14 protein-coding genes are annotated in these 16,412 nt (G+C 41.3%); 9 read left to right on the top strand and 5 right to left on the bottom strand.

The window, feature by feature from the left end:
• Positions 1-51: 51 nt before the first annotated feature.
• Together ACSLBF_RS21270 and ACSLBF_RS21265 are read left to right on the top strand one after the other, a co-directional pair.
• A complete protein-coding gene (locus tag ACSLBF_RS21270; RefSeq protein ID WP_440056644.1) occupies positions 52-1,329 on the top strand; it encodes a DEAD/DEAH box helicase in 1,278 nt (425 codons plus the stop codon).
• Between the two features lie 293 nt (positions 1,330-1,622).
• A complete protein-coding gene (locus ACSLBF_RS21265) occupies positions 1,623-2,219 on the top strand; it encodes a hypothetical protein (RefSeq protein WP_440056643.1) in 597 nt (198 codons plus the stop codon).
• 181 nt (positions 2,220-2,400) lie between these two features.
• On the opposite strand, the gene ACSLBF_RS21260 is transcribed toward ACSLBF_RS21265, so the two are convergent.
• Positions 2,401-3,843: a zinc-dependent metalloprotease family protein gene (locus ACSLBF_RS21260; protein ID WP_440056642.1), complete on the bottom strand. Its 1,443-nt coding sequence runs from the start codon at positions 3,841-3,843 to the stop codon at positions 2,401-2,403.
• A gap of 468 nt (positions 3,844-4,311) precedes the next feature.
• On the opposite strand from ACSLBF_RS21260, the gene ACSLBF_RS21255 reads away from it, so the two are divergent.
• Both ACSLBF_RS21255 and ACSLBF_RS21250 read left to right on the top strand, forming a co-directional pair.
• Positions 4,312-5,166, top strand: coding sequence for a helix-turn-helix domain-containing protein (locus ACSLBF_RS21255; protein WP_440056641.1), 855 nt, complete (start codon positions 4,312-4,314; stop codon positions 5,164-5,166).
• Between the two features lie 84 nt (positions 5,167-5,250).
• The gene (locus ACSLBF_RS21250) at positions 5,251-6,276 is read left to right on the top strand and encodes an alpha/beta hydrolase family protein (RefSeq protein ID WP_440056640.1); all 1,026 of its coding nucleotides are present in this window, start codon (positions 5,251-5,253) and stop codon (positions 6,274-6,276) included.
• Positions 6,277-6,346: 70 nt separating this feature from the next.
• Here ACSLBF_RS21250 and ACSLBF_RS21245 read toward each other — a convergent pair whose 3' ends face one another.
• Together ACSLBF_RS21245 and ACSLBF_RS21240 are read right to left on the bottom strand one after the other, a co-directional pair.
• Positions 6,347-6,910, bottom strand: coding sequence for a DM9 repeat-containing protein (locus ACSLBF_RS21245; RefSeq protein WP_440056638.1), 564 nt, complete (start codon positions 6,908-6,910; stop codon positions 6,347-6,349).
• Positions 6,911-7,179: 269 nt separating this feature from the next.
• Positions 7,180-9,735 carry a TonB-dependent receptor plug domain-containing protein gene (locus ACSLBF_RS21240; protein WP_440056637.1) on the bottom strand — a complete coding sequence of 852 codons (2,556 nt, stop codon included), beginning with the start codon at positions 9,733-9,735 and terminating at the stop codon, positions 7,180-7,182.
• A 311-nt stretch (positions 9,736-10,046) separates the two neighbouring features.
• Here ACSLBF_RS21240 and ACSLBF_RS21235 point away from each other — a divergent pair, with 311 nt between their 5' ends.
• The 4 genes from ACSLBF_RS21235 (at position 10,047) to ACSLBF_RS21220 (ending at position 13,564) form a co-directional block, all read left to right on the top strand.
• Entirely contained in the window at positions 10,047-11,117 is a 1,071-nt protein-coding gene (locus ACSLBF_RS21235; RefSeq protein ID WP_440056636.1) for a permease, read from the top strand.
• Positions 11,118-11,219: 102 nt separating this feature from the next.
• Positions 11,220-11,867 (top strand): DUF6058 family natural product biosynthesis protein, encoded by a 648-nt coding sequence (locus tag ACSLBF_RS21230; protein ID WP_440056635.1) that lies wholly within the window; start codon positions 11,220-11,222, stop codon positions 11,865-11,867.
• A 376-nt stretch (positions 11,868-12,243) separates the two neighbouring features.
• Positions 12,244-13,053 (top strand): sulfite exporter TauE/SafE family protein, encoded by an 810-nt coding sequence (locus ACSLBF_RS21225; RefSeq protein ID WP_440056634.1) that lies wholly within the window; start codon positions 12,244-12,246, stop codon positions 13,051-13,053.
• A gap of 109 nt (positions 13,054-13,162) precedes the next feature.
• Complete coding sequence (locus tag ACSLBF_RS21220; RefSeq protein ID WP_440056633.1) at positions 13,163-13,564, top strand: GFA family protein; 402 nt, start codon at positions 13,163-13,165, stop codon at positions 13,562-13,564.
• Between the two features lie 89 nt (positions 13,565-13,653).
• On the opposite strand, the gene ACSLBF_RS21215 is transcribed toward ACSLBF_RS21220, so the two are convergent.
• Both ACSLBF_RS21215 and ACSLBF_RS21210 read right to left on the bottom strand, forming a co-directional pair.
• On the bottom strand, positions 13,654-14,280 hold the full coding sequence (locus tag ACSLBF_RS21215; RefSeq protein ID WP_440056632.1) for a response regulator: 627 nt from the start codon (positions 14,278-14,280) through the stop codon (positions 13,654-13,656).
• A 1-nt stretch (position 14,281) separates the two neighbouring features.
• Positions 14,282-15,382 (bottom strand): sensor histidine kinase, encoded by a 1,101-nt coding sequence (locus ACSLBF_RS21210; protein ID WP_440056631.1) that lies wholly within the window; start codon positions 15,380-15,382, stop codon positions 14,282-14,284.
• Positions 15,383-15,598: 216 nt separating this feature from the next.
• Here ACSLBF_RS21210 and ACSLBF_RS21205 point away from each other — a divergent pair, with 216 nt between their 5' ends.
• Entirely contained in the window at positions 15,599-16,231 is a 633-nt protein-coding gene (locus tag ACSLBF_RS21205; RefSeq protein ID WP_440056630.1) for a hypothetical protein, read from the top strand.
• Positions 16,232-16,412 lie beyond the last annotated feature (181 nt).

Below are 16,412 nucleotides of genomic sequence, written 5' to 3'. Positions count from 1 at the left end.
CCGATTGTCCATTATAATCTGCGGCCGTTCTCGATTCGGTCGCAGGTTATCATGGTAAAGTTCACAGCATTTAGTTTTTCTCAGCCGCTTTTAGATGCGTTAAAAGACATCAATTTTCATACACTCACACCCATTCAACAAGCTGCAATTCCAGCAGTGAGACAAGGTAAAGATGTACTCGCAACGGCACAAACCGGCACTGGGAAGACCGCTGCTTTTGCACTGCCAATTATTCAAAAATTACTCGAAACTCAATCTACCGGAATTCCTCGGGCGTTAATATTGGCGCCGACACGAGAACTCGCTGAGCAGATCGCTAACAATTGCATGCAGTTTTGCAAATATACAGACCTTAAAGTTGAGGCCATATTTGGTGGTGTTAACATTAATGGTCAGGCAGAACGAGTAAAAGCGGGCGTAGATATACTAGTCGCAACCCCTGGTAGGTTGTTAGACCATATTCGCTTGGGCAACGTAAACCTTAGTGGCATCAAACACCTGGTACTGGATGAAGCCGATCGCATGTTAGATATGGGATTTGTTGCAGACATGCAGCAAGTGATCGATTTAGTGGATGAAAATAAGCAGCTTTTACTATTTTCAGCGACTTTCCCTTCTGTAGTTAAACAGTTTGCTAAACAGGTTTTATCACACCCCGAATTAATCCAAGTGACGCCAGAAAACACCACAGCTGAAACCGTTCGCCACGTTGTTTATCCGGTTAAAGATGAGCGCAAACGTGAGTTACTTTCGGAGCTCATTGGCAAGAAAAATTGGCAGCAGGTATTGGTGTTTGTCAATATGAAAGAAACTGCTGATAAGCTGGTGGAAGAACTTAAGTTAGATGGTATTGAAGCAAATGTTTGTCATGGTGACAAAAAGCAAGGCGCTCGCCGACGTGCATTACGTGATTTTACCGAAGGTAAAGTCAGAGTGATGGTCGCCACTGAGGTTGCGGCGCGAGGTATAGATATCGTTGGTTTGCCAAGGGTGGTCAATTATGATGTGCCTTATCTTGCCGAAGATTATGTGCATCGCATCGGCAGAACCGGTAGGGCGGGTCAATCTGGTTATGCGATTACTTTTGTAAGCCGTGAAGAGGAAGCCGATTTGATCAACGTCGAGCAGCTCATCGGCCAGCAAATCTCTCGTTATTACTTGCCAGGTTATGAAGTTGCTAATCGTGAAAAATTGGTAGAAACCATTCAGAAAAAGCCTGCACACAAACGTAGAAAAGCGCGCACTAACAAGCCAGCCGGACAAGCGAGTGCCGAAGCAAGATTAAAAAACCGCTCTCGAATAGCCAGAGTAAGAAAACAGAGCAAATAACACTTGTTACAGCCATTTAGACAGACTTAATCGTTGTCTAAATGGTTTTCCCACAGATTATGTAACCAATCATCTCAAGTTAATTTCATATTATTAATATTTTCGAAACTATTCTTTTCTTTGTTTAATCGTGTAAAATATAGAAACAACCATCCTTTTTAGAGCTTTTCTGCGTTCTATATAATTTCATTATGGTAAACAGTGAAGTGATAAGTTGGTCACTAGCTATACGTTGTTACCAAAAAAGGTTGGCAAACACGACATAAAACAAAGCGAGATTTGGAGTTCTCAAAATGAAAAAAACAATAACAGCGCTTACAGTACTTACGATGGCAGGGTGTGCTTCTTTAACGCCTACAAAGGAGCGTTTTGAAGGTTATAAAATCTATGACATCAAGACAACTTATTCTTCTAGCTTAACTTCTAAACTTTCTTCAAGCCTGAAAAGTGCAATGCAGGGAAATGCTGATTCAGTTAGGTTTGAAAATAGCCTTCCACCAGCAACGTTGCCTAATGACGCTGCACGTTTTGAACTTGTTAATCCATTTGCTAACGCAAAAGGTTTAGCAGCGCTTGCTGGCGCGTCAGTAAAAATACCTTCTTGTGAAGGTTCGGTTATCGAAGCAACTTCAAACGATTCATTCGCTGGTGCTGAAGATACAACGTTCTTCACTTGTTTGATGCCGTATAAAGATGGTTACAAAATGAACATCTATTATAGCTTTACTAAAGTTTCAGGTGGTTTTTCTTCACAAGCACTAGGTCGTGCCTTGGCGCAATCTGTGGTAGGTGACAGCAGTCAGTTTATTCCAAGAACAATTGCTGCTTTGGAAGAAGCTGTGACGTCTAACGGAGTGAAATTAGACTTAATTGATAGCTATCCAAACTAAAAATCTTCAAGATTATTTCTATACTACTATCGGCAACCGAATAGAACGGCTGTCGATAGAGTATAACTAATTGATATTTATAACAATCAATGTTAGTTTGTTGTCGTTAAAGTGATCGATGTTGCTGATTACAATGACAAAAACAATGCAGTGAGCGCATAAAGGCTAATCCTCAATGGCCTTATTTGCAATTTGTCACTCGTTGCCAAACCTGCTTCCATTCACTTTTGCTGCTGTTGGCATTTGGTGCATCGTTATAACTCCACCAATTAGCACGATACAGCATGCTATCTTGAACCACTTCCGTGCCTTTTAAAAACGCTTTATTTCTCTGCCATTTATCAAACTGTTGGCAATCTGCACCAGTGCTTAAATTAGTGATGATGGGTGTCCAGTCGTTGTGTTGACGGGCATTATCATGTTCGTCAGCAGTGCCGATATACTTGCCGTTAAACTCTTTACGGGGCGTAGAAAAGTAATTAATTCTGGGGCACTCTTTGGGACCTTTAGCCGAACTGATACAGCTGTAAGACATAATGGTTCTAAAGGACCAATCTTCTGCGTCATAGTAACCATGCGCGTATTGGGCTCTTATTGGAACTGCACCAGTTGACTCCCAATTATGTTCAGCCCCGAATAGGTGGCCCATTTCATGTGGTAAAGTTCCGGTCTGTAAGCAGAACATATTGGTGACAGCCATAGATTTCTCACGAATATCAGCCCCAATTGTTCTTGCAATACCGCAGTAACCTTGACGAAGACTTGTGATCAACATGTCCATATCGGTACCATACTTGTTGCTTTCGGTTAGCTCTGCGTCCATTGCATTACCTGGCCAGATAAAGTCATTGTTGCCAAAAAGATCTTTAAGTTTATTGAAGTTATCACCTTCACTTAGCCAAAAATCGATAGCAGATATAAACGGATTATATTCGTTGTAGTTTACTTGTTTGATATTCGCGATTTCTACCGAAACGTTAATATCGCTATTTTTGTACGCTTGGTTTGTTTTATCTACATAAAACTCAAAATAATGTTTAGGATTGATACCCGCAGCAGACAATATGCTGGCAACATCATTGGTGTAGTATAAAGATAGGCGCAATACACCGCTGTTGTTCATTGCCGTTACACCAGAAATTGAGTTCGTTGCTCGTGCGGGCAAGGAATTTAAGCCATGGTTTAGTTGAGGCATATAATCAAGTTCTGCCTCTTCACTTAAACCCGCAGGGATCTTGTTTTCCATGATAACGAGTTTGTCTCCAATGCTGATCAGTTTGAACTCGCCTTCTGGCGTATAAAGATGTCCCTGAGTATGCCCATCTCTGGATATGCTCACAGCACCTGTGATGTTGCCTTGCGTATCTCTTAAATATAATGTGCCAGATACTTCTTTTATTTCGCTGCTATCGAATTCCAGGGTATACGTAGTTTGCCCTGGCATTGATAAACTATATTCAGTTGTTTGCAAGTGCAAAGTCTTAGCTGGGTTTTGCATAACAGAATATTGAACGTCCTCGCCACCAGAAAGTAGTTTGACGACGTTTTCAATTGACGGATTTGCCAAAGCGGTATGGCTAAAGAACAATCCTGATGTGATTAAAGCTATGGATGTTTTTTTCATTGTGTTTCCTTAGTTTGAGTGTGGTACCTGATAAAGGAAAGTACGCAAGGGTTGTGTTAACATCAAGTAACAATTTGCGATTATGAGAAAATGTACGTTAACAGTTTTGGTGTCTTTATTCCGAAATTCACAATATATATTTGGCAATATATTGTTTTATAAAATTATTATGAAATATAAAATTACTATAGTTTGATAAAGTTAGTATTTAGCGCATTAAAATTTGATGAGGAATGCCGTGTTTATTTGTATTTCTCGATGTAAATATAATTACCATTAAGAAAATCATGAAGTTGCAAATGAATTTTTTTAGACTAAAGATTAAAATCAAAAATTAGAACTAGAACTATGTAAGTTCTACGACTTTTTCTGTGTGATATATGAAATATAACCGTGTTTTGATAAGGAAATAATCTAGTTTATATGAAGGCTATAATCAATCGATATAACAATAGGTGTGGTTAATAAATGAGCGGTGTTTATTCAGATATCATTAATCATGTTGCTCAGTATGTGTATGACAACAGCGAACGAGTAATTAATTTAGATGAGTTAGCTAGCTACACGGGCTATTCTAAATATCACTTCAACCGTATTTTTTATAGTGCAACGGGTTATCAGCTAGGGGAGTTTATACAGCGTCGAAAATTAGAAAAGGCCTTATATTCCATTAAACAAGGCAATCATAATTTGATAGAAGTGGCATTAAGTATAGGCTACGACTCTCCATCATCTTTTTCCAGAGCATTCAAAAAACACTTTGCGTTGACGCCAAGCGATGTGGTCAGCGGCAGATTTCCTAGCAATGATAGAGCAAGTCACTTACTGCCAAAAAAGCCGTCGTTTAATCCGGCATTACAGCCTAAGTGGCATGTGCTACCAGAACAGCGAGTTTATGGGTTGTATGGCTGTGGCTTTAACCAACAGTCATTTTCATTGTTGGCGTCAGAGCTATTTGCTCAGCTAGCAAGTCGGTCTGAACTGGCAAGCTTTACGGCAGTAAAGCCCATTGGGGTTTCAATAGACAATCCGTGGGTAGGTGAGCAGCAAAAAAGCCGATTCTTCTGTGGTTTTTTGGACGGTCTTGCAACATCTCACACTGAGCTTGATAGTTTTAGTTGGCAAGCAGGTAAGTGGGCGAGCTTTAAGCATCTAGGGCCTCACAACTCGATGTGGCGGACTATTTCTCAGATATATGCGCAATGGGTTATTCCGAACCGTATTAAACTAAAAGACCAACAGATCATACAATGCTATCTTAACAATCCCGTTGATACCCCCGCAGAGGACTTACAAACAGAGTTGTATTTCGCTATTGGTTAAAAATCGAGATATCGCACTTTCTGCACAGCAAAGCGCAAACTCCTAAGATATGATGTTGCCAAGTTTATGAAATAGAGAAATATCATGAAGTTAAAACTTGCATACTGGACAGCTGTTACTTTGATTTCCTGTTTACTGATCAACCAAGCGGTTGCTTCGCCTTCGGCGGGAATTAAGCTAAAAACTACCGAAGTTGAGTTTTTCGATACCGTTGAAAACCGACCACTAAAGGTAAAATTGTGGCATCAATCAAGCGACAGATCTTGCCGTGAGCAAGTTTGTTTGCCTGATAATCAAAATGCCAGAAAGATTGCTGTTATTTCTCATGGTGCATTCGGCTCTCCTCATGCTATGAACTGGTTAGGATATGCACTGGCGTCTCAAGGATGGGTTGTAGCGGGTGTTGCACACTACCAAGAGTCTTGGGTATATGGGCCTGAGTCAATTGATCCTTTTGTGGTGATGCGTTTTTGGCAGCGACCACAAGAAGTAAACTTCACCATTGATCGATTGTCAGAGCAAGGTCTGTTTAACAAACCTTTGGTAACGGATAGGGTGCTGATGTTAGGGCACTCTTCTGGGGGATTTACCACGTTAGCAATGGCTGGTGCAAAGTTAGAGGCGGGTAAATCACAAAAATACTGTACTTCGGAGCTAGGGCAAACCGATAAAGGATGCAACTATGGCTCCCAACGGCAAGTCGCACCATTAAGCAAAGCACAATTAAGTCAAATTGGTGAGTATCAAACAAACATGAGAGACCCTCGTATCGCTGCATTGGTTGCATTAGACCCTGCGCTTGGCCATGCTGTTAATCCATCAAGCCTTAGAGAAATTAATGTTCCAACTCTGATCTTTGGCTCCATTGAAAATGATTTTTTACCTTATACCGTCCACGCAAAATATTATGCAGACCATATCAAAACAGCTCAATTGATAGGTGTTGGGCAGGGTGCGGGACATTTCGTTTATATCGATGAGTGCCATAGTGACCGCAAAGTTAAAGGTGTACCATTGTGTAAAGATAGAGACGGTGTGGATCGAAAGGCTATTCAAAAACAAATATTAGGACAAATCTTTGGGTTTCTAAACCAGCACATGGGTTATTAAAAATAACTTTGAGTCAATAACTTATATGTTATTGACTCACCGTTTTTTGATTGGACTATAGCTCAGCTGATTAAAACCCCGGCCGCTTATCAGTCAATACATAAAAATTGTCTTCACTGACTTTCAATAAATGTTCACGGCCATTATGACTGAAGTAACACCCATGACCACGCACAAATTTTCCCACAACGGTGTGGTTGTAGTGCTTACCCTTACAGATGAATACATCGTAGCCACCTTCCTGTCCACCGATAACGGCATCGCTTCTTATTTCGTTGGGTAGGGCACCTGCGACAAACGGTATGCCCAATCTACCTCGCCACTCTAGATCCTTATATCTAACATATAAGGCTTTATATGATGTTGAACCGTACTCACGTCCTCGGTAAGGAACATAACACTTACCATTGGTTAACTTTCCAGGAAGATTACCGTGTTGGCAAACGTACACTGGGGTATTCGCGTCATGTTGACCAGCGTAAACCTTAGTTGAATGTTCGACAACGGATAAATGGTTGTACCTCCAACCAACACTATAAGGCCAGTTACTTGGATCTGAATAGGAAAATGCAGAGCCACATGTTGCGGCAGCGACTGTCGAGATGATTAATCCCAGTAATGTATTTTTCTTCATGATTTCCTCGAGTTAGGCTCAATGGATTATTGTTTTAGTTGATGTGCATCAGGGTTAATCCTGCTACTCGATAGCATCTTTCTGCAACCATGTGATTTGCTCAAGAAAAACGAAGTGAAAATAATGTTAAATTGATTTTACTTTAATGTATAGTGTTGATTGTTAGATTAATTTTTGGTTTTTCTATTTGATAGAGAAGGAGTTTCGGTCGTAATTTTCAATGGGGTGAGGCCATAACAGCCCCACCTAAATGAGGTTTAATATCGACTTTAAAAACGGAAGTCGATTTTTGCGTAGTACGTCATACCGTCAAAACCATAAGGCAGTGCGCGAAGTGGATAACGCATTGCACCGTTGGTAATAAAGTTGAGTACTTCATCTTCCCCTAATTCATCAGGGGTAACATCAAAGAGGTTGTCAATACCAGCTGAGAGGGTTACGTCCTCAGTTAACTGGTAACCCATATTGATATCAACTAACATCGCTGATTCAACCACACTGGTTGGCTTCCAGCTATTGGTTGGGGATAGAAAGTTAGGAATTACGATGTGTTTTCCTGCAAAGTAACTCACTTCTGTTTCACCGAAATAGTTCAGTCTGAGTAGGGCGTTCCATGACTCTTGCTCATAGTCAAAGGTCAACGTTGCTCTTTCTTGTGGCTGACCATGTGTAAGGAAAGAACGTCTCTGTTCATCTAGTGCGATGTTCTCAGGGATCCCTTCTGGTGTATTAACATGATCAATCTCGGTCTCATTCTTATTTGCAGCAAATGTAATATCGAGTTCACCGCCATTTAAGTCCATGCTATAGGACGCGATAAAATCGATCCCTTTGGTTGTAGAGTCCAGTGAGTTTGAGAAAAAGTTACCTTGTACTGCACCGGTTTCTTTTAGTGCAGCGTTTGCTTGTGGGAACCCTTGCAACGCTTCACTATCAACACCGATGAAACTACCTAGGTTGATGCGGTCATAAATTTTAATTTGATAAAAGTCCAAGGTAATTGAAAGGTCATTACTGACATCCCATGCCAAACCTAAGTTGAAATTATCTGAAGACTCTAGATTCAAACCATCGACACCTAACGCAGCTGGAAATGGTGATCCGGCCGTAGCTGTATAAGAAGTTGCAAGTGTGCCGTCACTACCGAGTGTTGTCGTAAATGCGGTATAACCAGACTGCTGTAAAGATGGCGCTCTAAAACCCGTCGATGCTGCAGCTCTAATGGCAAAATCGTCGGTCACTTCGTAGCGAGTTGCCAGCTTCCAAATGGTATCGTCATTTGAATTAGAGACATCCTCATAACGCAGTGCTGCGCTCACTAACCAGTCTTCGTTGAGTAGCGTTTCTGCTTCCACATATAGTGCATGGCTTGACCTGTCTGCTTTGTTTGCCGCATCTGGACGTAAACCTTGATATGCTTGGAAGCCACAATCCGCAAATACCTCTGGATTGATCACCGATGGGAAAGAACGGTCTGAGTTTGATAAGCCACAGGCGTAAGAAGCGACTTCTCCTGGTACGATTTCATAGTTTTCTTTACGATATTCTGCACCGATTGAAAGATAAATTGGCTCAGCACCGCTGATCTCTATAATGCCATTAACGTCTAAGTTGGTTGTCCATTGATCGAACCTGAATCCACCTGAGTAGCCACCTCTAGGCCCTGCATTGTCGGCGATCTCTTGGTCTGATGCATTTGGGTTTTTGGATAGATATTCGGCAGCGTATGACGAGTTAATGGTATTGGAAGAAGAGTAGTCGTATTGATTTTCACCATACACGGTCGATAGATCAAAATTCCAATCCGGGTTAATATCGCCTTTCACTCCTATTGCAAATGAAATGTCTTCCGCTTCGTTATCTATTCTAGGTAAAAAGCCGTCAGGATACACTTGAGGTACATTACGTTCTGCGCGATTAAAGTCACGGTAAAAACCGTTCCCAAACGCCGTTCGGTTTGAGAATCCAGCAAAGGAGTACAGCTCTTTATCTCCAATTGGCAGCGCAGCATTATAGAAAACAGAAATGAATTCGCTATCTGAATTACCTTGACGCCACCTTACTGAATCTGACAATTGACCTGGCTCAATGCTTGAGGAACCGCCTGTATCGCGCTCTGCACGGTTAGTGCCATCGGCATCACGGTATTCTAATGATAGATTGATGTAGCCACCTTCATTGCCCAAATCAAAGCCGCGGTTTAGGCCGAATGAATATGAATCTCCATCTCCCTCACCAGTTGAGCCTGCTTGGAAAAAGCCGCTAGTTGCTCCGGTACTGTCATTTAACGATAAGTTGATGACGCCAGCGATAGCATCTGAACCATATCGTGCAGCCGCACCGTCTCTTAAAATTTCGACATTTTTCAATGCCATAAGTGGGATTGAGTTCATATCCGTACCGGCAGCGCCAGCGCCTACGGTTCCTGAAAGGCCAAATATTGCTTGTGTATGCCGGCGCTTGCCGTTGATAAGCACCAGAGTTTGGTCTGGTTGCAAGCCCCTTAGGGTGGCTGGGCGGAATAGATCCGAACCGTCTGAAACTTGAGTGCGGCTAAAGTTAAAGGATGGGGCCGTTGCTTGCAGACTTTGCCCAAGTTCTGTAAAGCCGCCTTTATTCAATTGCTCGGTATCGAGTATGTCGATAGGTGAAGTCGATTCGGTAGCCGTACGGTTAGATACTTTTGAACCGAGCACTGAAATGGTTTCTATTTTTTCGTTATTACTTGCGTCTTGCGCCATCGCTGATGAACTTGCCAACAAGGCGAGCGCGATAGGAGAGAGTTTTATCGTTGCTGTCATAGTTAGTACTCTGTTGATGGTCATTTTTATGGTGATTTAGATGTTTTGAAAACGTTGTCACAATTTAATGAATACTGCAAATATTTTGTTTTAAATTAGTAATTTATGACTAGTATTTGTACTTTTTATGTAACTTTATTGGACCTAAATTAAAGCAAACTGACGGTCGCAGTGATTTGAGTATTTGCTGTATATCAATCATCGTATTGAACAAATGTACAGAGGGTAGGTGAAAGTAATGTTATTTACAGTGCTGTTAAAAATGCCCTGTACCTCGGATCTTTCAATTTCAGGATCTACACTAAAGTGTAATCTTCAATTTTCAGGATGAATGCATGAAACAGAGTTCAGATTGTTGCCACAAGGAAAAGCCGAATAAAAAAGACTCGCAGGAACGAACAAGCGAGCGCGTCGATTTGCTATTTTGGGGCGCTTTATCGGTAGTAACTACATTAATGCTAGGGGAACAGTTTTTTTCATCCCAACTATCTGATTTTATTTGGCTTAGTAAGTTAACGCAAAGCACGCATCATATGCTTGGTGAAATTTGGTGGGGGGTGGCGATTGGCATGGTCTTCATCGGATTGTTATCACACATACCGAGACAGTTTGTTACCTCTGCTCTTGGTAAAGGGGGAACCTTTTCTGGATTGCTTAGAGCTACGGCCGCTGGTGTTTTGTTGGATTTGTGCTCCCACGGTATCTTGATGATAGGCGCCAAATTGTATGAACGTGGTGCCAGTGCAGGGCAAGTTATTGCTTTTCTGTTAGCCAGTCCATGGAACTCATTTTCATTCACACTAGTGTTAATCGGATTAATAGGGGTGCAATGGACTCTCGTCTATATTGTACTTTCGATGCTGGTGGCGATTACAACAGGGTGGATGTTTGACCTGTTAGTAAAGCGTGATGTACTCCCAGCCAATAAAGTAACAGACGCAGCGCAAGAATTTAAGTTCTGGGATGAAGCAAGGTCTCAGTTGAAGTCGGTTGAGATGAACGTGAGCCTATTTACCAACATAGTAAAGCGTGGCTTAATCGACTCAAAGATGGTGGTTCGCTGGCTGTTGATTGGCGTGCTCATTGCTGCGTTATTACAAGCCTCTTTGGATGAATCAACATTTCAGCAATATTTTGGCCCAACATTATTGGGCCTGTCCATGACTGTATTCGTAGCAACGGTCTTAGAAGTCTGTTCAGAAGGATCTGCACCAATTGCTGCAGATATCGTGGAACGAGGTCAAGCGCCGGGAAATGGTTTTGCCTTTTTGATGGCTGGCGTAGCAACAGATTACACCGAAGTGATGATTCTGAAAGAAACGACAAATAGCTGGAAGCTGGCTTTATTTCTGCCACTTATTTCTGTGCCACAGATCTTACTTTTAGCTTTTATATTAAATAGTTAAGTCCTTACAATCCGGTGTTTTGTTTTTTCTATTTGTGATATCTTTTGGTCGTCGCTCTATTTTGGGTGAAGCAGAATTAAAAAATGGAATAAGGGGTAAAAGTTGGAACTGATTAATTATTTAAATGAGCATTATCTAACTAAGTCAGAGTTGCTCAATATCACCAAAGTGACAGAAGAAACATTTGTTGAACTACAAACTGCTCTGCTAATGCCTCAAGCTTCATATAAACTGAAAGTGAACTTATCCAGTGACTCGTTTTTTGGGCAACATGACGAAACTCACGATATGGAATACTACGCCAAAGGATATGCGACTTGGCTTGGTATTGTTCAAACAATAAAACACGCAGATGAAGCCTATCGTATCTTTGAATCTCGTTACATTAGCCGGATTAATCAGCTTAAAGAACAAGGATACGAATCACCAAATGAAAAGGTTAATCAGGGCTTAACTAATCATATCAAAGAGGAATGGGGGCACTTTCTTAACGGTATTTATGGTTTGTGCACTAAAAGTGGGCTTCCGGAAGATATCGCGTCAAAAGAGTTTGCAATTATCCAAATCAACGAGTTGTTAGAAAAAGAGCGTTTAGATGACTCTGAATTAGCTCGCCTCGAAAAAGCTGTGAACTTACTTGATTCAGCAAGCTCATATTTTGCACCGCACGAACGAGAGAACTGTTCTAGACATCGTTTGATAGATGAAGTACGAAGAAAGTATCAACTAAAAAGTAATATACCTCGGTAAAGAATGAGTCATTAAACTTGCTCTTGACTTACTTTTATTGTCGCTTTTAGCTTTATTAACGGCCCTGATGACAATAAAGAAAGAGAAGATCTATTTTCATGGGTTAAGAGCTGCTAATGACGCCGAAACGTGGAAGTCTATCATTTAGTCGTTTTAGGAAAAAGTGCATGTTAGACAGCACGTTTAGTGTGCTTTTCTATCGTGTCAAAAACGGCATAATGCGCCAACTAAATCTGCATTTCTAAACACCTGTGTTGAATTGGACTCATCTAAAACATGAGGATTATTCAAAGGTTATGTTAGGGTTTTGCATAATTGAAAAAAGGAGATGCTGATATACTCGTCATTTCCCAAACCTAAATTTAGAGATAATGGAATGAGTGAGTTAGTTGTCTTGATCCTATACTGTGCCTTACTTGGTAGCGGAGTTGGCTTTTTAGCTGGCCTATTAGGCATAGGTGGAGGATTAGTTATCGTGCCCGTACTCAGTGGCATTCTGCTACATTTCGGGGTTTTACCCCCTGAACAAGTGGTAATAGCTGCTATTGCTACCTCCTTGGCTTCTATTCTATTCACTTCAACTTCTTCGGCGCTAGCACATCATAAAAACGGCAATGTGCCTTGGGAACTTGCTCCATGGGTTATGGCTGGTGTCGCGCTAGGCGCTCTTATTAGTGGCTTCATCGCTGCGTGGTTACCTGAGCATCTTGTCCGTATCGTGTTCGTAGTGACTGTGGTGCTAATAGCAATCAAAATGTTTGTTAGTAGCAGTAGTGATATTCGACAAGACCATAAAATACCTAACAAAGCAGTGTTAACTATTTTCACTACGATCACTGGCGGACTATCTGCCATGATCGGCATTGGAGGTGGAGCCTTGTTAGTACCGTTGTTAACATTTTTTTCAGTTGATATGAAAAAAGCCATTGGCTGCGCTTCAGCATGTGGCATTGTCATCGCATTATTCGGTACTATCGGATATGTTAGTTCTGGTAGCACCTATTTTAACCTCGTTGATGGATTTGCAGGATTTGTGTATTTGCCCGCGTTAGTCGGCATCATATGCACCTCTTGGTTTACTGCACCACTAGGTGCCAAAGCAACGCATTACCTACCAGTATCCATCATAAAAAAAATCTTTGCGATATTGCTGGTAGTGATGGCAGTGAAGATGATGTTGGGTTAAACCAAACCGGTTTGTAATGTGGACGGATCTCTCATCAGCTGAGGTTGTTTAGTAAATTTGTTATGTAGGTAGCAGAAAAGTGATTTAAAAACATTAAAAGGAGTAACTGATGAAAGGTAAATGTTTGTGTGGAAATATCGAAGTGACAACACCAGATCAAAAAGAACTTGGTTTGTGTCATTGTTCTATGTGCCGGCGTTGGTCAGGTGGACCGTTGTTCGCCGTGCATTGCGGTGCAAATGTTACGTTCACCGGAAGCGACCCTGTCAGATATCAATCGTCAGAGTGGGCAGAACGAGGGTTTTGTGCTAATTGTGGTACGCATCTTTTTTACCACCTGCTACCGAGTAATGAGTACATCCTTCCTGCCGGTTTGTTCCAAGATCAAGACTTTCATTTATCCAATGAAATATTCATTGATGAAAAACCAAATTACTATGAATTAAGCAATAAAACCAAAAAGTTAACAGGGCAGCAGGTTTTTGAACAGTACAATTCAGATAACGAATAAGTTAAGCGATTTGGACTTGCTCTGTGCGTTAAACATTGACACTCATGCTTGATTACGAGTGTCATTATTTATTCTATTTGTTTTGTGTATTAATCACACAACCCCAGTGATTTAGCTTTCAGCGTAGCCTGCGTTCTGTCTCTTACTTCTAACTTTGCCAGTAAACTTGAAACGGTGTTCCGAATAGTACCTTCGGCTTTGTACAATGAAGCGGCGATTTCTTTATTCGAATAGCCTTGAGCAATGAGTTTGAGAATATCTTGCTCTCTGGGGGTTAGGCTTTCCAATAGCGGATCTGGACGTAGTAACGATTGTGATAGCTCGGCCTGAATAACAATGTCGCCTTTATGCACTGAGTGAATCGACGAAACCAACTCCTCTAAATCTACGTCTTTTAATAGGCAACCGCATGCGCCAAGTTCAAGTGCCTGTTTGAGTTTGGCGGTGTCGTTGAAGGTGGTGAGAATGATCACTTTGAAGTCGACCTCGATATCAGCCATGGCCCGAAGCACATCTACACCATCAATCTCAGGCATTCTCATGTCCAACAAAACGATGTCAGCGTCAATCTTGGCTTCTTTCATTTGCCTAACGAAGTGCTTACCGTCATTGAAATCCTGTGTGCATTGCAGGTTCTCACTTAGTGCCAATAGCGCTTTCATTCCTTGCCTGACAAGCGCTTGGTCGTCGACCAAAGCAACTTTTACTGTGTCCATGTTAGTCTCCAAATTCAACCAGCAGTTTCATGCCTTTCTCTGAGTTAATGGTTAGCTTGCCATCAAGGGCTTCAACACGTTCTTTCAGTCCGCAGAGTCCGTTACCCAGGTTGATAGTTGAACTGGTTATGCCGTTGTCTGCAATCGACAGTATTAAGCCATTGTCAGTGCTTAGGCTTATTACCATTTTATCTGCATTGGCGTGTTTTAACGTATTGGTTATCGCTTCTTGGCAACAGCGCAAAATACAGTTGGCATAGCTGAGCTTTTCTAATAATGGGTGATGCTGGTAATTCAGTGTCACCGAAAGTCTGGGGACTGAACTGGTTAGTGCTACCAGTGCACTTTTTAAGTCCAGTTGCTCGTCATTGGTGCGTTTATCCGATACCAAGTCTCGAATGCCTTTAAGGGTATCTTTGGCTTGCAAGTAACAGCTGTCCAGCATTTGTTGTAACGGATCGGGTGCCGTTCTTCTAGCTACATCTAAATTCACTATCAAGCTAGTGATTTGGTGGCCGACATCATCATGGAGCTCCCGAGCAAGTTGCAGTCTTTCTTGTTTAGCAATGGTTTGACTTAGCAGCGCCTGTGTTGCAGAAAGCTGGCTGTGCGCCAACTGCAGTTCTTCTCTGGCTTCTTGCTCTTTTTGCATGCGTTTGCACACCACAAATGCAAATAACTGGAAACAGGCGAACAGGGCTGTGTTCATTAATTGATCACCATCTTGCCAATAAAAATGATGAATACCAAAGTGACTGAATGAGAACAAAAAGATAGTACCAATCGCAATACTGGCTGGTGCGTAAAAGGCTAAAATGCCAATAAACTTAACGTTATAAATCAGATAAATAGAGCTTTGAGTGGTAAAACCAATACTTTGTATCATCAATGCTAGCAGGATCAGCATGATGTACCTGACTTTGTAGCCATACGCATCGGTTGATTCATTAATACACAACAAAACTAAGATAAGTACGCTGAGGTGCTGAAACCAAGGTAACCAGTCTCCGGCTGGAGTGTACATAAGCACGGGGGTGGCGCCAGCAAGCCAAGTAATTATTGTTGTCGCGAGCCAAGAAGGCGGATAGTTAAAGTAACGCATTGTTTTTCTTTTAGAACCTGTTCATTACTTTATATCAAATATTCATGTCATTGTAATGATGACGAATGTCATAATCATCCTCTGCGCACTTCGTTTGATGTCAAGTTATAAGGAAAGTTTAAAGTAAATGGTGTTAATTAGTTGTTTGATTATTTGTTTTTGGTCCTATTGTAGCTATTATGTACACAGCATATGTTATGCAAACAAGGAGGAAAAATGAAATTATTGAAATCAGTACTGCTAACAGGCGTGTTGTTGGCTAATAGCAGTGCATATGCTATCACCGATGAAGTATATGAAACCACTAAACTCAAATTTAATAATGAAAACGTAATGCAATTTCTGCAGTCTTGCAGTGAAGTTAGTCAGATGTATGCGGATTCAGATCCTGGTCGGGCTGATGTCTACTCAGATCTATGTCAGTATAATATGGCAAAGCTTTTAGGGTTGTCTCCATCGGACTATGAGAGATTTGAAGTTCGGGCATCTAAGGATGGATTTTTGCTAGGACTTTTGCAACAAAGTTCACTTAGATTTGTTGAGCCTCAAAATGATTATGCCTATAGCTACGAAGAAAGAATCACTGTAACTTGCGATAGGGCATGCCAAGATAAAGCGCAAAGGCGTGATTTGAGCCTGGTTCTTTATGATTACGCTATCGAGGGGGGGGTATCGCATAGTTGGTGGGCTACTAGCTACTTTGATGTTGAGTTTACCGACAGTGGTAATACGACCGTTAGGAAAGAGGAATGGAGGCTCATGCCTAAAACCCTTAACCATCGTCAAAGAGCGGTATTCGATAAAACTATTTTTGACTACTGCAAGGGAGAGGATATATCTTGTCGCTGATTAATGAAAAGGCTCCTGTGTGAAGCTTTAGAACATAGGTTTTGGTTTACATAGTTATTAATTCTGTATGTGGGGCACTGGTTTTTTAAAGTGCTCTGAATATTGATAGATTATATCGATTTGGAGGGAAGGATTACGGTTGCTTTGATTGATATTTTAAATCCTTGTTACCTCTTGGTCA

It is taken from the genome of Pseudoalteromonas sp. T1lg65, assembly GCF_051930985.1.
Taxonomy (GTDB): Bacteria; Pseudomonadota; Gammaproteobacteria; order Enterobacterales; family Alteromonadaceae; genus Pseudoalteromonas.
The sequence above is the reverse complement of the archived record's forward strand: the minus strand, read 5'-3'. Positions and strand labels throughout refer to the sequence as shown.